Origin of the sequence: Parabacteroides sp. AM17-47 (assembly GCF_003434625.1) — a bacterium.
Lineage (GTDB): Bacteria > Bacteroidota > Bacteroidia > Bacteroidales > Tannerellaceae > Parabacteroides > Parabacteroides distasonis.
The window spans coordinates 18,830-41,709 of record NZ_QTLI01000026.1; the positions used below are offsets into that span (position 1 = coordinate 18,830).

General features: G+C 45.5%; 19 protein-coding genes. 12 read left to right on the forward strand and 7 right to left on the reverse strand.

Annotation, left to right across the window (positions count from 1 at the left end; all coding sequences use genetic code 11):
• Positions 1–42 precede the first annotated feature (42 nt).
• The 3 genes from DW205_RS18740 (at position 43) to DW205_RS18750 (ending at position 3,896) form a co-directional block, all read left to right on the forward strand.
• Positions 43–2,322, forward strand: a complete 2,280-nt coding sequence (locus DW205_RS18740; RefSeq protein ID WP_005864925.1) for a pyruvate formate lyase family protein — start codon at positions 43–45, stop codon at positions 2,320–2,322.
• Positions 2,312–3,241 carry a glycyl-radical enzyme activating protein gene (locus DW205_RS18745; RefSeq protein ID WP_005864923.1) on the forward strand — a complete coding sequence of 310 codons (930 nt, stop codon included), beginning with the start codon at positions 2,312–2,314 and terminating at the stop codon, positions 3,239–3,241. The genes DW205_RS18740 and DW205_RS18745 overlap by 11 nt, the downstream gene beginning before the upstream one ends.
• Positions 3,242–3,305: 64 nt before the next feature.
• Positions 3,306–3,896 (forward strand): sugar O-acetyltransferase, encoded by a 591-nt coding sequence (locus DW205_RS18750; RefSeq protein WP_005854862.1) that lies wholly within the window; start codon positions 3,306–3,308, stop codon positions 3,894–3,896.
• A gap of 74 nt (positions 3,897–3,970) precedes the next feature.
• Here DW205_RS18750 and DW205_RS18755 read toward each other — a convergent pair whose 3' ends face one another.
• Positions 3,971–4,864 carry an AraC family transcriptional regulator gene (locus DW205_RS18755; RefSeq protein ID WP_005864921.1) on the reverse strand — a complete coding sequence of 298 codons (894 nt, stop codon included), beginning with the start codon at positions 4,862–4,864 and terminating at the stop codon, positions 3,971–3,973.
• Positions 4,865–5,032: 168 nt separating this feature from the next.
• Between DW205_RS18755 and DW205_RS18760 the strand changes: the two genes are divergently transcribed.
• From DW205_RS18760 to DW205_RS18780, 5 genes are all read left to right on the forward strand, one after another.
• Positions 5,033–5,809 (forward strand): DUF1080 domain-containing protein, encoded by a 777-nt coding sequence (locus DW205_RS18760; RefSeq protein ID WP_005854859.1) that lies wholly within the window; start codon positions 5,033–5,035, stop codon positions 5,807–5,809.
• A 21-nt stretch (positions 5,810–5,830) separates the two neighbouring features.
• Positions 5,831–6,994, forward strand: a complete 1,164-nt coding sequence (locus tag DW205_RS18765) for a Gfo/Idh/MocA family protein (protein ID WP_005854857.1) — start codon at positions 5,831–5,833, stop codon at positions 6,992–6,994.
• 69 nt (positions 6,995–7,063) lie between these two features.
• Positions 7,064–7,978: an endonuclease/exonuclease/phosphatase family protein gene (locus DW205_RS18770; protein WP_005864918.1), complete on the forward strand. Its 915-nt coding sequence runs from the start codon at positions 7,064–7,066 to the stop codon at positions 7,976–7,978.
• A 32-nt stretch (positions 7,979–8,010) separates the two neighbouring features.
• Positions 8,011–9,492 (forward strand): Gfo/Idh/MocA family oxidoreductase, encoded by a 1,482-nt coding sequence (locus DW205_RS18775; RefSeq protein ID WP_005864916.1) that lies wholly within the window; start codon positions 8,011–8,013, stop codon positions 9,490–9,492.
• 2 nt (positions 9,493–9,494) lie between these two features.
• Complete coding sequence (locus DW205_RS18780; protein WP_008778156.1) at positions 9,495–10,310, forward strand: sugar phosphate isomerase/epimerase; 816 nt, start codon at positions 9,495–9,497, stop codon at positions 10,308–10,310.
• A 137-nt stretch (positions 10,311–10,447) separates the two neighbouring features.
• Here DW205_RS18780 and lon read toward each other — a convergent pair whose 3' ends face one another.
• Positions 10,448–12,919, reverse strand: coding sequence for an endopeptidase La (lon, locus tag DW205_RS18785; RefSeq protein WP_005864912.1), 2,472 nt, complete (start codon positions 12,917–12,919; stop codon positions 10,448–10,450).
• Positions 12,920–13,007: 88 nt separating this feature from the next.
• Here lon and DW205_RS18790 point away from each other — a divergent pair, with 88 nt between their 5' ends.
• On the forward strand, positions 13,008–13,721 hold the full coding sequence (locus DW205_RS18790) for a tRNA1(Val) (adenine(37)-N6)-methyltransferase (protein WP_034530446.1): 714 nt from the start codon (positions 13,008–13,010) through the stop codon (positions 13,719–13,721).
• On the opposite strand, the gene DW205_RS18795 is transcribed toward DW205_RS18790, so the two are convergent.
• Positions 13,706–14,677 (reverse strand): diacylglycerol kinase family protein, encoded by a 972-nt coding sequence (locus tag DW205_RS18795; protein WP_005854843.1) that lies wholly within the window; start codon positions 14,675–14,677, stop codon positions 13,706–13,708. The genes DW205_RS18790 and DW205_RS18795 overlap by 16 nt on opposite strands.
• 198 nt (positions 14,678–14,875) lie before the next feature.
• Here DW205_RS18795 and DW205_RS18800 point away from each other — a divergent pair, with 198 nt between their 5' ends.
• The 3 genes from DW205_RS18800 (at position 14,876) to DW205_RS18810 (ending at position 18,236) form a co-directional block, all read left to right on the forward strand.
• Positions 14,876–16,063: an aminotransferase class I/II-fold pyridoxal phosphate-dependent enzyme gene (locus tag DW205_RS18800; RefSeq protein WP_005854840.1), complete on the forward strand. Its 1,188-nt coding sequence runs from the start codon at positions 14,876–14,878 to the stop codon at positions 16,061–16,063.
• A 174-nt stretch (positions 16,064–16,237) separates the two neighbouring features.
• Positions 16,238–17,743, forward strand: coding sequence for a regulatory iron-sulfur-containing complex subunit RicT (locus DW205_RS18805; RefSeq protein WP_008778157.1), 1,506 nt, complete (start codon positions 16,238–16,240; stop codon positions 17,741–17,743).
• Entirely contained in the window at positions 17,664–18,236 is a 573-nt protein-coding gene (locus DW205_RS18810; protein WP_029257204.1) for a gliding motility lipoprotein GldH, read from the forward strand. The genes DW205_RS18805 and DW205_RS18810 overlap by 80 nt, the downstream gene beginning before the upstream one ends.
• Here the strand turns inward: DW205_RS18810 and rodA are convergent.
• From rodA to mreC, 4 genes are read right to left on the reverse strand one after another with little or no spacing between them, the layout of a single operon-like run.
• The gene (gene rodA, locus DW205_RS18815) at positions 18,196–19,641 is read right to left on the reverse strand and encodes a rod shape-determining protein RodA (protein WP_005864906.1); all 1,446 of its coding nucleotides are present in this window, start codon (positions 19,639–19,641) and stop codon (positions 18,196–18,198) included. The two genes, DW205_RS18810 and rodA, sit on opposite strands and share 41 nt — an antisense overlap.
• The gene (gene mrdA / locus DW205_RS18820; RefSeq protein ID WP_005864905.1) at positions 19,631–21,499 is read right to left on the reverse strand and encodes a penicillin-binding protein 2; all 1,869 of its coding nucleotides are present in this window, start codon (positions 21,497–21,499) and stop codon (positions 19,631–19,633) included. The genes rodA and mrdA overlap by 11 nt, the downstream gene beginning before the upstream one ends.
• Positions 21,489–22,007 (reverse strand): rod shape-determining protein MreD, encoded by a 519-nt coding sequence (gene mreD, locus DW205_RS18825; protein ID WP_005864903.1) that lies wholly within the window; start codon positions 22,005–22,007, stop codon positions 21,489–21,491. Before mreD ends, mrdA begins: the two co-directional genes overlap by 11 nt.
• A complete protein-coding gene (gene mreC / locus DW205_RS18830) occupies positions 22,000–22,854 on the reverse strand; it encodes a rod shape-determining protein MreC (RefSeq protein ID WP_005864901.1) in 855 nt (284 codons plus the stop codon). The genes mreD and mreC overlap by 8 nt, the downstream gene beginning before the upstream one ends.
• Between the last annotated feature and the right edge of the window lie 26 nt (positions 22,855–22,880).

The following is a 22,880-nucleotide window of genomic DNA, read 5'->3' on the forward strand; positions in this document are numbered from 1 at the left end:
GGGCATGCCCCGTCTCTACACAATATTAACAACAATAATCATATGGCAAATTTCAATGTAGAAGGGGCGCAAAACGTAGAGATCAGCAAGAAATTACCTTGCGAGAAACCTCTGATCGTACAACTGGAGATCATGGAGCGGTATACGGCAGTCCATAAAGCCTGTGCCGCCCTACCCAAAGAGATACGTGAAGTGGAATGCCTGAAAGTTTTATACCCCACGCTATTTCGCAAGATCACGAATCAAGACTTGATCGCCGGACGTACGGACTTCCTACCGATCGGGTTCGGATGCGTAACTTCCTTAGGGGGTGTCGGGCATTATTGCGTATTCAAGAAACTCCGTGCCTTCCAGCAACAACTGGATGAAACTGAACGAAAACGGGTGGATGCGTTATATGATTATTGGTTGGATCACGATTTAAAGACCCAATTCAACAAGGAGGTCCTCACCGAGGATACATTGGGTATGTTCATCGACTGCGAATACCCGATGATCGCTACCGCACGTCTATCCGGAATGATGCTGGATTACCCGAAACTATTGGATAAGGGCATCGGTGGCCTTCGCTCTGATTTACAGGAGAAACTCAAAGAGCAACCCGATAATAACTTTTACAAAGCAGGCATCCAATGTCTGGATATTTTTGTAGATTGTGCTTCTCATCTCCAGCAAGACGCTAGAGATCAAATGGCTTCAGCCGACGAGAAAAGGCAAAAAGAATTAGAGCGTATCTGCCAAGCCCTAGAGAACATCAAGGAGAAGAAACCCGGTACGTTCCATGAAGCGATGCAGTTATTCTGGTTATTCGCTTTGTTGGCTGGTGTTATAAACTACGGTCGTCTGGATGATTATCTAGGCCCTTATTTAGTAGCCGATCTCAAGTCCGGGCGATTGACCGACGAAGAGGCATACCGATATATCCACTCGCTTTGGACCATGATTGAGAATCGCCGTACCACCGTAAACGGACGTATCATCGTAGGCGGTAAAGGGCGCAAACACCCGAAAGAGGCCGACGTATTCCTGCATATCGCCATGAAAGTAGCGAAAAATTGCAGATATGTAGAGCCGCAATTCACCTTGCGCTTCGATAAAGAGACCTCCGAGGAAATCTGGGACGAAGCGTTGGACGCTTTGGGTGCGGGAGCTACTTACCCGACCCTTTACAATGACGACGTAAACGTTCCGGCCGTCATGTACGGAATGCGTGTAGACGAGAAAGCAGCGGAACAATACGTGCCTTTCGGGTGTACCGAGTTCGTGATACAAGGACAAAGTACGGGTACGCCCAACATCTGCATCAATTTACTAAAACTACTTACGATTTATATGAATGATGGTATCGACCCGATTGACGGTAAACGTAAATCCGGGCCGGTACCTCTAAAGAAATTAGAGGAGTATCAGACATTCGAGGAATTCTATGACGGTTACAAGGCTTTACTCGATTATTATCTGGATCTGTCTGTCAAAGCCCAATACCATTCGTATGAGGTGATGAACCAGCACGTAAGTTTCTTGTTTTCCAGCCTATTGACCGATGATTGCATCGCACGGGGAAAAGCGCTTTTGGACGGAGGCGTACGTTATCTAGGCGGGACAAACGAGACGTATGGCAATATCAACACTTCCGATTCCCTGTGGGTAATCCGGGATCTGGTATTCAATCAAAAAAAATACACGTTACGGCAATTAAATGATGCCATGCTAGCTAATTTTAACGGCTATGAGGCTTTACGAAAAGATTGCCTAAACTGTGATAAATATGGTAACGACCTTGAGACTGCCGATACGATGGCCAACGATTTGTACGAGTTCGTAGCGAAAGGCGTACGCGATCGCGGTATCGCCATCGGTATGCAATACTTCTTGATCGTTATCAGCAATAACCAATTAAACACGGAATGGGGAAACCGGACCGCCGCCTCACCCGACGGACGATTATCGTGCATGTATATGAATCCTGCCAATAATCCGCAAGGGGGAGCGAATAAAAGCGGCCCCACGGCCATGCTGAATTCCTTGGCGAAGTTCGACGCCAAGTATCATGGAGGCTCGGTACAAAACATTAAGTTTTCTCCTTCCATGTTCAACGAGAACAGGGCTGTCATCAAGAGCCTGTTCAAGACTTATTTTGCGAAAGGGGGTTGCCATTTGATGGTGACTGTAGTAGATAAGGGAGTTTTAGAAGACGCGGTAGAGCACCCGGAAAATTACCCGGACCTAATCGTCCGGGTAAGCGGGTTCTCCGCGGTATTCGTCGATTTATCTCCCAATATTCAACAGGAACTTTTAAGCAGGGTATTGTATGATAAATAAATATAAGGTTAGCGAGAATAGGTTATCAATCATGGAGATCGAACGGTTCGCCGTTCACGACGGCCCGGGCATCCGGACCGTCGTTTTCCTTCAAGGTTGTCCCCTACATTGTTCATGGTGCTCCAATCCGGAATCCCAGAAAAGGAAACCGCATTTGCTCCATATCAAGAATAAATGTATCGGATGCGGACGTTGCGAGGCGATTTGTCCACGGGGCAATATCTCCATCCAAGACCATTTTCCGGTGTTTAATCGTCAGGCCTGTGTAGCCTGCAAGGCTTGCGAGCGTATATGCCCGCAGAACGCCATTAAGTTTGTCGGTGAATCTATTACCTCATCCGAGATCATGGAAATCCTTTTGCGTGACCGGGATTATTACCTGAATTCCGGTGGAGGGGTTACGTTTTCCGGTGGCGAAGCTTTCACGCAATTCGAGGGATTGATGGATTTGCTGATCCAATGCAAGAACGAGAAACTGCATACCTCCGTGGAGACTTGCGGGCAAGTGAATCTTGATAAGATAAAGCAAGCGCTTCCGCTTATCGATTTGTTCTTGTTCGATATCAAACATACGGACAAGGATTTACTTCAGAAAGAAACTGGAGCGAACTTGGATACGATCCTCACGAATTTACGGTATATATCCAGTAAGAGCGCTAATAAAGTAACGATCCGTGTACCGGTAATTCCCGGTTTCAATTTCAATGAGAATACACTCCGGGAAATATTCATGCTGGCGAAAGAGAATCGTATCAAATGCGTACACCTGCTTCCCTACCATACATTGGGAAAAGATAAATACGAGCAATTAGGTCTCACCTATCCTTATCCCTGCGAGCAAATGCTAGCCAAAGAAGAGCTGTTCCCCTTTAAGGAGATGGGGGAAAAAATGGGTTTGGAAATACGAATCGGAGGATAAACTCCTCCCAATAAAATAGTATCTTCGCGCAAATCATCGTTTTATAAATCTTAGTAAGAGACATATGAAAACAGAAAAAGAGAAAGCGGCGGAAGGTCTATTATACAATGCGAATCATGATAGTGAGCTTCAAGATGAGATGAAAAGAGCGAAATGCGTCCTTTTCAAATACAACCAATTGCCCCCCGACCAAGAGGAAGAAAAAGATCGGATTCTAACCTCTTTTCTAGGCAAGAAAGGGAAGAACACCGTTATCCTATCCCCTTTCCAATGCGATTATGGCTATAATATCGAGATTGGGGATAATTTCTTCGCCAACGTGAATCTCGTTATCTTGGATGGAGCGAAAGTTCGTATCGGCAATAACGCATTCATCGCCCCGAACGTAGGCATCTATACCGCCGGCCACCCTTTTGACGTAAAGCAACGTAATGAGGGTTTGGAATACGCTTTTCCCGTGACTATCGGCGATAACGTATGGATCGGTGCGCAAGCCTGTATCCTTCCCGGGGTGACCATTGGCGATAACACGGTAATCGCCGGAGGAAGCGTCGTAACCAAAGATATTCCGGCCAATGTTATAGCTGCCGGCAATCCCTGCCGTGTAATCCGGGAAATAACGGAAGCCGACCGGAATAAATACCGCCAGCCCTAAGCTCCCGTTTAGGGTATCCCTAAGCCCTCGTTTAGGGCAGCCCTAAATTCCCGTTTAGGTTCATCGTAAATATCTCACTTCGGTAACGAGTGCCGGTAATCCTTGGGTGATGTCCCTACTATCTTCTTAAAGATACGGCTGAAATAGTAGGGATCGTCAAAGCCCAGTTTCAAGGCGACTTGATTGATCTTCATATTCGTATGTAATAATAGCTGGCAAGCCCGGTCTATTTTCATATGTAAGAAATAATTCATCGGCGCATAGCCGGTTTCCTTGAAGAAAAGCCTGTACATATAAGATTCCGAATAGCCGAAATGAGAGGCCAATTCCTTTAATGTCAATTTATTTTCCAGATTCTCCGTCATGAAGTGGGTCGCCAAACTAATAAAGAACGTATTCTCCGCCTTGCTTTTGGAGAATTTAGCCTCCCTATACGTCTTCACATAGAGGAAAGAGGCGATCAAATGATTGAAACTTAAATTGACGTAATTAACCGTAGCCTCATCCGTCCCACTCTCCAACACATTCAATAGTTCATCAAAAAAAGCGATACGATCGCCGATACGGGAATTATCATCCATGTCGATCGGGATCACCCCTTGCAGTTGATCGCTGATATACTTCGCCTTTTTCCCTTTAAAATGTGCCCAATAAATATACCAAGGATCATGCTCGCTCGAACCATATTGATGGGGCTTCTCTGCCGGGAGGATGAAAAAATGATTCTCGGGTACGACATATCGTTTTCCATCCAACACGTACCAGCCCTCTCCTTTGGTGCAATAAATTAAAAGATACTCTCCACAACCGGACGCACGATCAATATAATGGTTTTCCGCCTTCGGAAAATACCCCATAGAGTGTACGACCAAGTCTGCGACCAACGGGTTGTTCAACGCTTGTTCTATAATGTAGAAAGGATAGACAATCAACCGCTGACCGGAAAAACCATGCTTTATTTTCGCCATAAACCAAAACTTTTAGATGGTTACTGAATAACGCAAAGATAATCCATTTTTTTTAGCTAGATACTCTATTATCCAAATCCTTTATGTGCAGTATTTTTGCCAATGAACAAATAAACCATATCAAATGGCGTTATCATAAGGAGATAATCAAACTAAATATTCTAACAGATGAAAAAGATCGTATCTATTTTTCTAGTAACCATTTACGGGATGTGTATGGTTGCATGTGGAAGTCGTTCCTCATCCACGGAAGTAAAAGATAATGTATTGACTGAGGAAGAAAAAGCGGAAGGCTATACCTTGTTATTCAATGGCAAGGATTTTACCGGTTGGAAAATGTTCAACGGGGGTGATGTCAAGGGATGGCAGGTAGAAGACGGGGTGATCGTCGGCTACGGAAACGGTGGTGACGTGATAGCGGATACTACGATCAAGGTAAGTACCGATATCGTTACCGTTAAGAATTACCATAACTTCCAGATCAAATGGGACTGGAAAATCGGAGCGCAAGGAAACTCCGGATTCTTATATCACGTACAAGAAGGACCTAAATACAAAGCTCCTTTTGAAACCGGCCCGGAATACCAGTTGATCGATGACGATAACTATCCTTGGGTCAGCGAGACCGGAAAAGAGGGATTGGAAGACTGGCAGAAAACGGGTTGCAACTACGCTATGTATGTACCGGAAACCAAACAGGTGAACCCTCCGGGAGAATGGAACTCCTCTATGGTACTTTACAAGGATGGATATGTTGAGCACTGGCTGAACGGAGAAAAACTATTCTCTTTCCAAGAAGGGTCCGAAGATTGGAAGATGCGTCGTTATAGCGGTAAATGGGAAGCTTTCCCCGATTACGGTATCTCTACCACCGGTAAACTTTGTTTTCAGGACCATGGAAGTAAAGTATATTTCAAGAATGTAAAGATTAAGGATTTAGACTAATTGTATTAAGAAATCAATGCCATGAATAGAAAAGAATTCTTTAAAGTATCGGCCGCGGCAAGTCTCGCGTCACTACTATCACCCCTTTCCGCCTATGCGGAGAAATTCGAATCGGAAGGTAAAAAGGTGAAAGTAGCCGTTATCGGTTGCGGAAGTGTATCTACCCAATATTTTCCCCATATATCGAAATGCCCGTATGTAGAAATCGTGGCTTGTTGCGATATCAAACCGGATCGTGCTCAAAAGGCTGCCAAGCAATATAATATACCTAAATGGTACAAGCATATCGATGATATGCTTAGTGGTTCCAAGTTCGACTTGATGCTTACATTGACCGATATGCAGGTTCACGGAGAGTTGAACCGTAAGGCTTTGATGGCAGGAAGAAATGTCTGGAGCGAGAAACCTTTGGCGAATTCCTATAAGGAAGGCAAAGAATTATACGATCTCGCTACTAGCAAGGGGCTTCGTATCTGGGGTGCGCCTGCCGTTGTAAACAGTCCTCAATTTGCCTTTATGGCCGAACAAATCAATAAAGGAACCCTAGGTAATCTGGCATGCGCGCACGGACATTACGGACATGAAGGTCCTTCTTGGTCCGCTTTCTTCTACGAACCGCTAGGTGGCAGTATGCCCGACTTAGGAGTTTATAATATCGCTACCCTAACCGGATTATTGGGACCGGCTAAATCCGTTGTTGCCATGACTACAATCGTAACCCCGGAGAGAACCGTAGACGATAAGGGCAAGATCAAAGTTCGAGAAGAAGATAATGCCATGATTATCATGGAACACGAAAAGGGAGTCCTTTCTCATATCGAGTGTGGTTTCAACTATTTCGATCCATACGGACATTTAGGTAAAGGACAGGAGAAAGCGACGATCTCCTTATACGGTTCACACGGCAATATGCATATGGTAGGTTACGACTGGGCACCGAACGGGGTGGACTTATCGACGATGGATCATCCGGTACCCCAGCGTTTCGTTCCGGACACCAATGGCTATGTTTGGCAAGAAGGTGCTTCCGATATCAGCAAACACATGGCATTAAACACGGAACCACGTATAAATGTCGAGCATGCGTTACACGTATTAGAGATTATCGAGGCCGCCCGAAAATCACAAGCTACAGGTCAACGCATCCAGCTTGTATCGAAGTTTCCTTGGCCGATGGTAAAATAAATTAAGAAGTCTTAGTAGTGAAAAGAACGGGACATTTAATATATTTGTTCCTGTAAATACCAGAGAAACATGAGGAAGATAAGTGAAATTTTATGCTGCGTAGCCATACTTTGTTGTGCATTGAGCGCATGTAGCGACAAGCCGGCAACGGTAAAAGTCAGTAGTTTCAATATTTGGTTGAATACCCTAGGGGGAAAGCTTCCCCCTAGCCAGACAGCGAAAGTGATCGAGGCTAGCCAGACGGATATCGTAGGAATCCAAGAAGGGCATATCTATGAAGAAGACGGCATCAAGCACGATCATGTGCCGGAAATCGCGGAATCCCTAGGTTTCCACCTTTTCAACCAAGGGGAGGGACATTATATCTTATCTCGTTATCCGGTCGTCGACAGTACGGCTTCCCGCTACGGGGTGAAGATACAGGTAGGCAAAGACAAATTCTGCTGGATGTTTAATTGCCATCTATATTATATCCCGTATCAGCCTTATCAATTGAATGGGATTCCTTATGGCGATTATCCGTTTATCGATACCGAGGAGGAAGCTATCCGGTTCGCCAACGAGGCCCGACGTGAAGAAGTAACTCGTTATCAAAAAGATATACAGCAAGTCATGAAAGAAGGTTATCCTGTCTTTTTAACAGGAGATTTTAATGAGCCTTCTTTCTTGGACTGGACACAACGGGCCGCCGATGCCGGTATCCACAAGATCAAGGTGGAGTGGCCGGCAACCAAGGCTTTCTCTGAGATCGGGATGAACGACTCCTACCGGACAATCCATCCGGACGAGGTCTCCACACCCGGCTATACATGGACTCCCGTTCCTAGCGAACAAGAAATACTAGACCGTCTGGATTTCGTACTATATTCCGGATGTAAGGTAACAGACTCATTTATCACAGGCGAAAGCGAGACCACCTCGGACGTGGTAGTCTCCCCTTACCCTTCGGATCATAGAATGGTAACCTCCTGTTTCAATTTCTAACAGTAACTACTAAAAAAAACAAATTATACAACATGGAATCAAGAAGAGATTTTCTGAAAAAAGCAGCCGTAGCGGCAGCTGGTCTAACAATCGTCCCCTCTAAAACGATCGCAGGATTAGGCCATAAGGCACCAAGTGATACGATGAATATTGTCGGTATCGGTATCGGTGGTAAAGGCCACCCGAACTTGGTCGGCATGAAAACCGAGAACATCATCGGGCTTTGCGATATCGACTGGAAATACGCGAAGAACTGCTTCGAGGAATTCCCGGACGCTAAACGTTATTGGGACTGGCGGAAGATGTTCGATGAGTTGGGCGACCAGATCGACGGTGTCATGGTAGCTACTCCGGACCATACTCATGCCACGATCGCGGCCACGGCCTTGACAATGGGTAAACACGTATATTGCCAAAAGCCGCTTACCCACTCCGTTTACGAGAGCCGTTTATTGACAAAACTCGCCGCTAAATATAAGGTAGCGACCCAGATGGGTAACCAAGGGAACTCCGGCGATGGTGTCCGTCAATTATGCGAATGGATCTGGAACGGAGAGATCGGTGAAGTAAAAGAAGTACACGCATGGACCAACCGTCCGATCTGGCCGCAAGGATTACAGCGCCCAACCGAAAAACAACGTTGTCCGAAGACGATGAATTGGGACTTATTTATCGGCCCGGCCGCCATGCGTCCGTTCCATGAGATCTACACCCCTTGGAACTGGCGTGGATGGTGGGATTTCGGAACCGGAGCTTTCGGAGATATGGCTTGCCACGTGCTCGATCCGGTTTACCAATCCTTGAAGTTAGGTTATCCGGATCGTGTACAAGGCCGTTCTACCCAGATCAATACGGAATCCGCTCCTCAATCGGAGGTGGTAGAATTCCGCTTCCCGGCTCGTGACAATCTTCCAAAGGTAGCCTTACCGGAGGTGAAAGTATATTGGTACGATGGCGGTATGCTTCCTCAGCGTCCGGACTTATTACCGGATGGTGTAGATATGATGCGTGACGGTTTGGGTGGATGTATCTTCGTAGGTACTAAAGACACGTTGATCTGCGATTGCGGAGGTTTCAACTCCCGGTTATTATCCGGCCGTGTACCTCAAGTAACCCCCTATTTGCGCCGTATCCCGAACGCTACCGGATACTTTGACGGTTTCCATGAGCAAGACTGGATCCGTGCTTGTAAAGAATCGCCGGAGAACCGTGTGGAAGGAACTTCCAACTTCGCTTATTCCGGACCATTCAACGAGATGGTGCTATTGGGTGTATTAGCGATCCGTCTGCAAGGCTTGAACAAGAAATTGATGTGGGACGCCCAAAACATGCGTTTCACCAACATATCCTCTTCCGACGTATTGAAGATCGTAACCAGCGATGATTTCAAGGTGATAGACGGTCACCCCTATTTCGATACGAAATACGCGGAGTTCAATGCGCTAGAGGCTGCCAACGAATATATCAGACATACCTATCGTGAAGGCTGGAGTCTTCCGGAAATGCCGGTATAAGTATGAAACGATATATTATATTAGCACTATGTACGGTCATGCTCCTTGGGCAGGCCGTACAGCTGGCGGCGCAAAAAGCGGACTGGAAGGTGGGTATACAGACTTGGACTTTCCACAATCTTACGTTGATGGAGACCTTGGATAAGACCCAACAACTGGGCATGGGGTATGCGGAGGCTTTCTTTTTCCAAGAATTGGGCGCTCCGTTCCCAAAAGAGACCTATCTGAATTACGACTTAAGCGATGATGACTGCGCTTTATTACGCCATGAGTTCAAGAAAAGGGGAATCAAGCCGATCGCCTTTGGTGTAGCCTCTTATGGGACTAACGAGGAATGGGATAAGTTCTTCGCGTTCGCTCATAAAATAGGCGCGCATATCGTGACTGTCGAACCGGAGTTAAACCAGTTGGACTACATCGAATCCCTCGCCAAGAAGTACGATATGGAGGTAGCGATTCATAACCATCCGAGTCCATGCATTTACGCAAGTGCCGAGGTGGTAGAGAAAGTGCTGAAAGGCCGTTCTCCCTTGATGGGAGTATGCGCCGATATCGGCCATTGGAAACGGGTGGGTGAAGATCCGCTCAAAAATCTCCAGAAGTTATCCGGACGCATCAAGGTGGCGCATTTGAAAGACCTCACCGACAAGATGGAAGACGCCACATGGGGAACCGGGATCTTACCGGTAAAAGCGTTCGTCAACGAGCTGAAGCGTCAGCATTTCAACGGGCTTATCTCCATTGAGTACGATGATTTCAAATCTGATATCCAAGAGATACGCAACAGCTTGGAATTCCTACGGAAATGCTCTAAATAGAAGTATACGCTTCCCTTAAAAACATCTATATCGGCGTAGGCCCACACGTATATACGTATAGGCTTACGCCGATACTAATATGGGCCTACACGTATATACGTATAAGCCCACACCTATATATGCCTAAAAAGTCGTTATCAGAACAAGGGATTATCCACCTTTTCTCTCAGCAACGCAAGATCTACCACCTGTTGAATATCACTCACATAATGGAACACCAAGCCTTTCAAATACTCCGGTTTGATCTCATTGATATCCTTCTCATTCTCCTTGCAAAGAATCAATTCCTTAATCCCGGCACGTTTAGCCGCCAAGATCTTCTCCTTGATACCACCTACGGGAAGCACTTTGCCACGCAGCGTAATCTCGCCCGTCATAGCCAAGTTCTTTTTCACCTTACGCTGAGTAAAGGCGGAGACAAGAGAAGTCACCATCGTTATTCCGGCACTCGGTCCGTCTTTCGGGATCGCCCCCTCCGGTACGTGGACATGCACATTCCAGTTCTCGAACAACTCCTCGTTGATATTAAACTGAGCCGCATGCGCATGGATATACTCAAGTGCCAACATGGCAGACTCTTTCATCACATCTCCCAGATTCCCGGTCAAAGTAAGCTTTGATCCCTTACCTTTACTTAAGCTCGACTCCACGAAAAGAATTTCACCACCAACAGCCGTCCAAGCTAATCCCGTAACCACGCCGGCATAGTCATTCCCTTGATATTTATCGCGGGAATATTCGACCGCCCCTAGATATTCATACAAATCCTCCGGCTTAATACTAGTCGGGATAGGCTCATCGCTAGCGACCTTACGGGCTAGCTTACGCATGATTTTGGCGATTTTCTTATCCAATTCCCGGACACCGCTCTCGCGTGTATAGGCTTCAACGATCACTTGTAAGGTTTTCTTGGGGAATTTCACGGAACCTTTCTTCAAGCCGTGTACATCCATCTGCTTAGGCACGAGATGCTTCGCTGCGATCTCTACCTTCTCCTCCATGATATAACCGCTCACCTCGATCAGTTCCATACGATCCAGCAACGGCTGGGAAATCGTATTCAAATTGTTAGCGGTAGCGATAAACATTACCTTGCTTAAATCGTAATCGATATCCAGATAATTATCGTGAAACGCATTATTCTGCTCCGGGTCCAAGACCTCCAATAAAGCGGATGCCGGATCCCCCTTGAAATCATTCGTGATCTTATCGATCTCATCTAAGATAAAGACAGGGTTCGATGTTCCCGCCTTCTGTATATTCTGGATGATACGTCCGCACATAGCGCCGATATAGGTACGACGATGTCCGCGAATCTCTGCCTCATCATGCAATCCACCTAAAGAAACACGTACATATTTGCGGCGCAAAGCCTCTGCGATGGAACGCCCCAATGAAGTCTTGCCGACTCCCGGAGGACCGTACAAACAGATAATCGGAGATTTCATATCCCCTTTCAGTTTCAATACGGCCAGATGCTCGATAATACGCTCTTTCACCTTCTCCAAACCATAATGATCACGATCTAAGACCTTCTGGGCATGAGACAAGTTGAAATTGTCCTTACTATACTCGTTCCACGGCAAGTTAACGATATTCTGGACATATTGCGTCTGTACGGAATAATCCGGAGATTGCGGATGCAATCGTTCCAATTTTCGCAATTCCTTCTCAAAGACCTGCGCTACCTCGGCAGGCCATTTCTTACGACTGGCTTTCTCCCGTAATTCTTTTATCTCCAACTCATTGATATTCCCGCCCAATTCCTCTTGAATGGTCTTGATTTGCTGTTGAAGGAAATATTCTTTTTGTTGTTGATTGATATCCTCATGTGTCTTCATCTGGATGGAAGCTTTCAACTCCACCAGCTGATACTCGCGGTTCAAGATAAAAAGTAACCGATACGCACGCTCTTTTAAGTCCCCGATCAATAACAATTGCTGTTTCTCGGCCGATCCACTCGGTATATTGCTACAAGAGAAATTGACCACATACAAGACATTCTTATTATTCTTGATCGAGAAGATCAAATCCCGGGGAGGTTCAGCCACAGCCCCAAGCATCTTGATGGTCAAATCCTTGATCGTTGAGATCAAAGCCTCGAACTCGCGGTCTGTCTTGTCCGGCTTCGTGTCCTCCAACACGGTGATCTTACCGGAGAGATACGGATCTGTCTCGGTCAACTCATTCAATTCAAAGCGTTTCTTACCTTGAAGAATAACAGTAGTGCTACCATCCGGCATCTCTAAGACACGAACGATGTCAGCGATTACCCCGGTAGTATATAAATCCTCTAAAACCGGATCTTCCGTATCCATCTCTTTCTGGCAAACAACTCCGATCAAACTCTTTTTATGTACAGCCTCTTTGATCAGGCGCATCGATTTAGGACGCCCGATAATCACCGGCATGGCAACACCCGGAAAGAGTACCATATTCCTTAACGGAAGAATGGGTATAGTGTCTCCAACTTTCTCTATTCCTTCCGTGAAATCCTCATCTACATCGCATTCTGTAAGAATTGGCATTACGATACCAATATTGTCATCCAAGTCATCAAACGAATTCTGGCAAAATACTCTCGTCTTTTCTTTCATATATACATTCATCATTGTATATGTTAATACAATAAACGTGCCAAAGTTACAGCTTTTCATTCAATTCTTACTAATTTCGCGGCATACAATCGATAGAGATATGGCAAATCCTTATTTTCAATTCAAGAAATTTACGGTATGGCACGATAAATGTGCCATGAAAGTCGGAACGGATGGCGTTTTGCTTGGGGCGTGGGCTAGCATAGAGAGATGTCAGAGGATTTTGGATGTGGGAACCGGAACGGGATTGATCGCCCTCATGCTGGCGCAGCGTAGCACCGCGATCCTAGACGCTATCGATATAGATTCAGACGCATGTTTACAAGCTCGGGAAAACATCGCGAAATCGCCTTTCGCCAACCGGATACAAGTCTATCAAACCTCGCTCTCCGAATATATGCCGGATGAGAATATCAAATATGACTTGATCGTATCCAACCCACCCTATTTTATTGATTCATTGAAATGCCCGGATACTAAACGTAATCTAGCCCGGCATACGGATACTCTATCACTCCCGGATTTATTGCGTGATAGCCGCAAACTGTTGGCAGCCGAAGGAAATATCGCCTTGGTGCTTCCCTTCGATCAACGGGAGTCTTTAATAGACCTCGCTCGAGAAGAGTCTTTGTCGCCATCGAGAGAAGCCCACGTTTCCCCCATACCGGACGCCCCTCCTAAGCGTTTATTAATAGAACTCTCAGCGACGCCGGTAGCAAAACCCAAGTCGTCTCATCTGACCCTAGAAATCGAGCGGCATCGATATAGCGATGAATTCACCGCTATAGCTAAAGACTTTTACTTGAAAATGTAAGGAAGTTTTTTATCGAAGAAGCGAGTTACCTCGTCAAATAAATTATGTACCTCCTTGGTGAAAGACACAACCTCCGGAGTCAGCACATGTAAGGCCTTCGGTTCCACCGTAATATCGATACGGCGATCTGCCATGATCGGTTCTCCATCCAAGTGCATCACGCCCGGATGTTGGCGAATAATCGTGACTTGCTGGGCTTTCATCGTCTTAATCTTACTATTCCGATCAATCTGTTTGGTAAACAATTGAATGGCCAAAGGAGCGATATCCAATGGCATAAAAGGGGATAAGATCGTAACGTCCATCCGTCCGTCCTGTATATTTGCGTGCGGAGCGATAAACGCATTATTACCATATTGCGAAGCATTCGCGCAAGCGACTAGAAACGCCTTCTCCTTGATCGTCTGATTATCTACCACCAATTCATAAGGCTCAGGCTTATAGCTCAGATACTCCTCTATCGTATTCTTTATATAAGTAAGAGACCCGCGCCGTTTCTCATTTGCGAATTTCTGGCTGACGGCGGCATCAAAACCGACTCCACAGGTACAGAAAAAGACCTGTCCGTTCGCCCGGCAGCAATCTATCGTCGTAACATGCCCTTTAGCGATCAGATCGATAGCCCTTTTCACGTCCATCGGTATGTGCAATTCTCTAGCTAAGCCATTGCCCGAACCTTTCGGGATAATACCTAAGATCGCGTTCGAATGGATCATAGCTCTCGCTATCTCATTCACCGTCCCGTCACCGCCTACCGCCAAAATATATTCAGCTCCTTCCTCTATGGCTTGCCGAGTCAACTCGCTGGCATGGCCTGCATACTCTGTAAAAGAAATGTTTAACGAACAGTTCTTTTTCGAGCAGATCCCTTCGATCATCTTAGGTATCTTGCGCTTCGACCCTACACCTGATATAGGGTTTATGATAGCTTGTACTTTTATATCCCGTTCGCTCATCCTCACTTCTTCTTTTTTATTTGAGAGGACAAAAATAATGCTTTTATAAAACTTTTAAAGCATTTCGACTACTATAAGTTATTTTTTTACTACTTTTGCGGCTGGATTTGCCGAAACATGGGATTATGTACGCGGCGAACCTGTGTTCTTTATTAGAATAAATAAATAGCGAGATAAATCATTCTCTTTTATAATAATATGAAACTTTTACAAGAGAAACTAGCAAAGTACGACGCTCCTCAAAGAGCCATGGCAATGGGAATCTATCCTTACTTCAGGGAAATCCAGAGCGATCAGGACACGGAAGTTCTAATCAGCGGGAAGAAAGTCTTGATGTTTGGTTCTAATGCGTACTTAGGATTAACCAATCATCCTAAAGTAAAAGAAGCAGCGATCGAGGCCATTAAAAAGTATGGTACAGGTTGTGCCGGCTCACGTTTCTTAAACGGAACGTTGGACTTACACCTCCAGTTGGAAAAACGTTTAGCAGAATTTGTTGGTAAAGAAGACGCCATCGTATACTCTACAGGTTTCCAAGTTAATCTAGGTGTTGTATCCTGTATCACCGGACGTGAGGACTATATCCTTTGGGATGAGTTGGATCATGCATCCATTATCGAAGGACATCGTCTTTCTTTCTCCACGAAATTGAAATTCAAGCATAACGATATGGACTCCTTGGAGAAACAACTCCAGAAATGCGAGCCAGACAAGGTGAAACTTATCGTTATCGACGGTGTCTTCAGCATGGAAGGTGATGTCGCTAAATTACCGGAAATCGTAGCTCTCGCAAAGAAATATAACGCAAGTGTAATGGTTGACGAGGCTCATGGTATCGGTGTATTCGGTGATCATGGCCGCGGTACTTGTAATCACTTCGGCGTTACGAACGATGTTGATTTGATCATGGGAACTTTCAGTAAGTCTTTCGCTTCTATCGGTGGTTTTATCGCATCGGACGAACCGGTTATCAATTACTTACGTCACCACTCCCGTTCCTATATCTTTAGCGCAAGCAATACGCCTGCCGCTACTGCCGCAGCGAACGCGGCATTAGATATCATGTTAAGCGAACCGGAACGTATCCAACATTTATGGGATTTGACTCATTACGCATTGGATGGTTTCCGTAACATGGGTTGTGAGATCGGACATACTTCTACCCCGATCATCCCGTTGTTTATCCGTGACAACGACTTGACATTCCTTATCGTAAAAGAATTATTTGAGGCCGGAATCTTCGTAAACCCGGTAGTAGCTCCCGCAGTTGCTTCCGAGGATACACTGATCCGCTTCTCCCTTATGGCTACCCACACGAAAGAGCAACTAGATTACGCTTTGGAGACAATCCACAAGGTATTCAAGAGCCATGGGTTGGTAGACTAATCGTGTAAATATATAAGAAAAGGCCCGAAGGTTAGGTATAACACCTATCTTCGGGTCTTTTTTTATAACTGAAAAAATCATAACTATGATTTTGAATGGGAATAAATCACTATTTTTGCATATTTAGATAAATTGGGCGGTTATGTCGATGGCCCTCTTACAAATTAAAAATAAATGGATTTCATATTAGATAAAGGAAGTAGCCATATGGGCTGCAAAGGTTGCAGCAAAAGGCAAAACAATAAACTGAATACCTATGATTGGTTGTGCGATGTACCCGACGCGGAAGGCTCGACTGATTTCGTAGAGGTTCAATTTAAAAATACCCGCAAAGGGTATTACTTGAATAGTGCTAAAATACCTTTGGAAAAAGGTGATATAGTAGCCGTAGAGGCAAGTCCCGGTCATGATATCGGTACGGTTTCTTTAACGGGTAAATTGGTTCTGCTGCAAATGAAGAAGAACAACGTGCGCACGGAAGCTGAGCCAAAACGGATTTACCGAAAGGCAAAACCGACCGATATCGAGAAATATGAGGAAGCGAAAGCAAAGGAACATGCCACTATGATTCGCTCGCGGCAAATCGCAGCCGATTTAGGATTGAATATGAAAATCGGTGATGTAGAGTATCAAGGTGACGGTAATAAGGCGATCTTTTATTATATAGCGGATGAACGTGTAGATTTCCGTCAACTAATTAAAGTGCTAGCGGAGGCTTTTCGTGTTCGTATCGAGATGAAGCAGATCGGTGCTCGTCAAGAAGCCGGACGTATCGGTGGTATCGGCCCTTGCGGTAGAGAACTTTGCTGTTCCAGTTGGATGACAAGTTTTGTATCGGTCGCTACCGGAGCTGCCCGTTATCAAGATATTTCCATGAATCCCCAGAAATTGGCCGGACAATGCGCTAAATTGAAATGTTGTATCAACTATGAGGTAGATACATATGTGGAAGCCCAGAAACGCCTTCCCTCCCGGGAGATTGTCTTGGAGACCAAAGATAATAATTACTATCATTTCAAGACGGATATTTTCAAACGGGAAATTACCTATTCTACGGATAAATCATTTGCGGCTAATCTTATCACGATTCCGGCAAGCCGTGCTTTCGATGTCATTAACATGAATAAGAAAGGCATGAAGCCGATATCTCTAGAGGCGGATACGAAGCCACAACCACCGAAACGAGACGCTCAAGATATTCTTGGGCAAGAAAGCGTCACACGTTTCGACTCTGTTAAAAAGAAAAAGAAAAAACGTCCTGCCAACAAGAATAATGGCGAGAACAATGGAAACGGGAACGGAGCTAACACCACCGCGACGGCAGTTACCAACACCGACGCACCTGTTTCTGAGAATAAGAACAACGGAGGAAACGGAGCCGGTGGCAATAATCGCCGCAACGGAGGAAATAATAGGAATAGCAATCGTGAGAATAACCGGGACAGAGAGAATAACCGGGAGAATAACAAAGATAATAGCCGGGAAAACAGTCGGGAGAACAACCGTGATAATAACAGGGAGAACAACCGAAACAATCGCCCGAAACAAAGGCCGAGAGCTAATAACGATAAGCAATCCAACAATGACAAGCCTGCGAATAATGACAAACCTCAGCAACCGATCAAACAGGCCAGACCTGATAAAACGGAGAATAGGCCAGAGACAAAGCCTGAGGCTTAAAAAGTTCATTGCCGCCTGTGTAACATGCTTCTTATGCTTCTCTTGCGAGAATGAAGCTGTATACGATCAGTATCAAGCTATCCAGAACACCTCGTGGGAGAAGAATAAGGAGTACTATTTCACTTTCTTGATTGAGGATATATCGGTTCCGTACGACCTAACCTTGGAAGTACGGAACAATAATATGTATCCGTATCAGAACCTATGGGTATTTTGCAGCGAGGAACTTCCGATAGGTCCTTTAAAAAGGGATACGATTGAATGTATGTTAGCTGATGAGTTTGGGAAATGGTATGGGGACGGGATCTCCCTGTTTCAATCCAGTTTCCCGATACGGTCTGCTTACTATTTCCCCGTTAAAGGGCAATATACCTTTAGCTTCCGGCAGGGGATGCGTAACGACCAACTTCCGGGCATTCAGGAAATCGGCTTACGGGTCTTACCTTCTTCCACTAACGCTCCTTCCGAGAAGCGTCCAAACGAAGAAAAATAAACAATAAGATCGTAAATCCCCAAAGCGAGGAACCTCCATAGCTAAAGAAAGGCAAGGGAATGCCGATAACCGGAGTCAATCCCGTCACCATGCCGACATTAATCGCCAGATGGAAAAAGAATATGGAGGCTACGCTATAGCCATAGACTCGCCCGAAAGCATTATCTTGCCGCTCCGCCAATACAATCAGACGAAGAATAAAAAGTCCGAATACGATCAATACGGCAGAGGCTCCCAAAAAGCCTTGCTCCTCGCCTACCGTACAAAAGATAAAATCCGTATCCTGTTCCGGCACATACTTCAATTTGGTCTGCGTCCCATTCAAGAATCCTTTTCCGGATAATCCTCCGGAACCGATAGCGATCTTGGATTGATTCACATTATACCCCGCCCCGCTAGGATCATCCTCCAAGCCTAAAGAGACTTTAATACGAATTTGTTGGTGAGGTTCCAATATGTCATTAAACACATAATCCACAGAAAATAGGAAACCGATAGAACCTAAAGCGAACAGAGCGATTAACGCATAATGCCATACCCAGTTTCGAATGGATAAATAGAATAAATAGATTGACGCAGCTCCTACCAAGCCTATCGATATCCAAGTGAAGTTTACCGGGACAAACAAAGAAACGACATACCCGATCAAGAATGTCGAAGCAATTCCCCCAAGCATGATCTTAACGCTTATATAATCCTTACGGACACTCCCAACTAATCCCATGGTTATTAATAAGACAAGGCAAGAGACGATTAATTCACCCAATGGGGTAATACCCACCATCACCTCTGAATATTTCATTCCCGTAACGAAAAAGACGACCGCACAAACTCCTATCAACAAAATATATCCAGTCATTCCTTCCCGGTATAACATCAGGAAGAATGCCAAGTAAACCAATGCCGACCCCGTCTCTTTCTGTAAAAGAATACAAACCATCGGCAAGAAGATCAAGAACAAAGTGATTGAGAAATTCTTGACCGTCGTTAGCTTAAAGCCATAGCCATTCATAAACTTCGCCACGGCCAAAGCGGTAGCGAACTTAGCCAACTCCGCTGGTTGCAAACGGATAGGTCCCAATACGAGCCAAGAATGCGATCCCTTGATATTAGGTGCTAAAAATATAGTGGCGATCAACAATACGATCACGCACGCATAGATCAGATAGGCGAATATATCGAAGAAGTCACTTTCCAGCATCAATATGACGAAAATAAGGGCGAGTGAGGTACCGATCCAAATCATCTGCATCCCCGGACGACCCGACGGATCGAACAAGCCAACGTTATCAAACTCGTAGCTCGCCCCACAAATACTAAACCAACCGGCGATTACCATAATCAAATACAACAAAATGGTAATCCAGTCTACCGACTTCCATATTTCCGTTTTCCTATAGCGCATTGTTCGGTAGTATTACGGCATTCATAATATATTCCTCCGTCGCCTTGTTAGCCTCGGATATTTCTCCTTTCAAATATTTCTCCAACATCAATTTACCGATAGGCACCGCATAGGTAGCACCGAATCCGGCGTTTTCCACAAACACGGCAATGGCGACCTTCGGCTTTTGATAAGGAGCGAATCCCATAAAAATAGAATGGTCCTTACCATGCGGGTTCTCCGACGTTCCCGTCTTTCCACAAACCTCGATATCCGGTAAAGCCGCCCCACGACAGGTTCCACCATAAGCGGTTCCCGTAACAGCCCCTCGCATACCCTCGGCAATATAACTATAATAATGCGTATCCACCGATGTATAATGCCTCTTACTATATAATGTATCCAGCGGAGTGTCTTGAATCTCTTTCACGACATGCGGAGTAATATAATATCCCCGATTAGCGACAGTAGCCGCCAAATTACAGATTTGCAAAGGCGTAGCCAATATCTCACCCTGACCGATAGCGATCGAGATAACCGTACTGGAATTCCAACGTCCCCGGTACACCTTATCGTAGAACTTACTATTCGGAATGAACCCTCGCTTCTCCCCCGGAAGATCGATTCCCAGCTTATAGCCATACCCCATAGAAACCATATAATTCTTCCAAACCTCAAAAGCCTCCTGTACCGACGGATATCGCTTCCGGCTGTCGATCATATCATGCAGTCCCCAAGGGAAAAAAGAGTTACAAGAGGTCGCCAACGCCCCGACCAGATTCAGAGGAGACGGATGCCCGTGACAAGCCGGCTTACCTCCCCGGAAGGTATATCCATGCGCACAGGTATATTGAGTTTCCGGAGTAATCACCCCTTCTTGCAAGAAGATCAAACCTTGAGTCGGTTTAAATGTAGATCCGGGAGGATATTGCGCCATGAGCGGGCGGTTGAATAAAGGTTTCAACGGGTCCTTCTGCAAAGCCACGTAGTTCTTTCCCCGCTGGCGCCCGATCAAGATACTCGGATCATATGTAGGAGCGGAAACCATACAAAGTACCTCCCCTGTCTCCGGCTCTATCATCACGATACCCCCTAATTTATTCTGCATTAACTTCTCCCCATAAGCCTGCAAGTCCATATCCAAGGATAATTTCAAGTTCTTGCCGGATTCAGGCTGGATATCGTGCATGCCTTCCTCGTATCGCCCCTTGATACGTCCGTGAGCGTCACGCAACAGGATCTCGACTCCTTTCACGCCCCGCAAATATTCCTCGTACGATTGCTCGATCCCGGTCCTGCCGGAGTAATCGCCTTGTGTATAATAAGCGTCATTCTCTATATCTTTCCGGTTTACCTCGCCGATATTTCCCAGCACAAGAGCGGCATTGGGATACTCGTATTGGCGGATCGTGCGATTCTGGATATAGAAGCCGGGAAATTTGTATAACTTCTCCTGCAACACGCCATATTCTTGTGCGGAAAGCTGGTTCATAAATACTTGAGGGACATAGGAAGAATAACCGGGATTTAACCGCCGGTTCTTAATATCCGCTATACGTTTGAGGAATTGCTCTTTCGTGATGCCCAGCACATCACAGAAATCGAGGGTATCGAAAGGCTGTATCTCACGCATGATAAGCATCACGTCGTAAGCGGGCTGGTTATAGACCAATAATTTACCATTACGATCGTACATCATACCCCGGGAAGGATATAAGGTTTTTTTCAAGAAAGCGTTACTATCCGCCCAAGCTTTATAATCGTTGTCGACCACCTGAAGGATGAACAAACGGATAATAAAGATGATAACCAACAGGATCACCGCCCCACCTAAGACATAGCGCCTGTTCTCAAACTCATACTTGGTATTATTCTCCACTTTTCTGAGACTCTATATTGAATGCTTCTACCGTACAAATCAATAAGGTTGTCATCACCACGCTCGAGAGGATACGGACAACCAGAAACAACGGGTCAAATAAAGTCAACGACTCAATCACAAAAAGAGTCGTATGTTGTATCAACACAAACGATAACACATATCGGAAAAAGCCTCCGAAACCAAAGGTCTTATAAGACGGGTAAATACCTTCCGGCAAATCTTTCCCCATGAATACACGGATTAAGGGCTCCCTGCAAAATCCCGCCAATGTACAGGCGGCCGCATGCATACCCGGTGTGTTGCTGAACGTATCGATAACCACCCCGGCTATGAAAGAGAAGAAAACGACTTGCGTCCGTGAGCTACCGACCGGCATCTTAATAATGAAATAGAGATACAGAAACGGGGTAGCGATCCGCAAGAAATGAATGTTGTTCAAGATCAAGACCTGAATCAACACAAACACCACGAAATATATGAAACCACGCAGTAAATTATTAATCATTTCTTTTCGCCTCTTGTTCTACACCAATTTGCTCCGTCTGACGGAAATTCTTGATAATACGCACGTTGTTCAACGCTTGAAAATCCGTAGCCAACTCTACCTGTAATGAATAGAAATTATCATCGTGTTGTTTCTCGAAATCAGCGACCGTACCTACGATAATACCCGAGGGGAATACGGCGGAGTAACCGCTCGTCACGATCGTATCGCCTTTCTGGAACTCCACATGGCGCGGCAACTCATCGAGGTTGGCGTACAGCGTATTGCGTCCATTCCAGCTTAATGACCCGAAATAACTACTACCTAATACCTTACAACTCAACCGGAACTTAGGATTCAGCAACGGAATGATCACGGAGAAATGATCGGAAACCGTCGATACGATACCCACCACACCTCGTTCCGAGACAACTCCCATATCGGGCATGATCCCGTCCAGCTTCCCTTTATCCACGGTAATATAATTAGACAAATGCGTGACACTGTTGTTCACTACATCCGCCACGACAAACGAATAAGGAAATTGCTCCGTCGAATCCGGCGCGAATCCCTTAAAACTAACCGTATCCGCAATCAGCGCATCTAACTGATCTTGCAGATCCAGCATTTGCAATTCCAACTGTCCGTTACGCTCCAATAACTCCTTATTGATATCCCGAAGATTCAAATAAGAAGTAACAGATCCGGATATCGAGGCGATATATCCTGTCACGACATTCGCTGAACTGAATATAATATTCCGTTGGTACGCGTTATTACGATAGACCAACATCAACGAAACAGCCTCAAGCAGAATGAACAAAAACCAATGCCTCTTCCCGATCAGGAACTCTAGTAACTTACGCATAGGAATTGAAAACTGAAAGTTGAGAA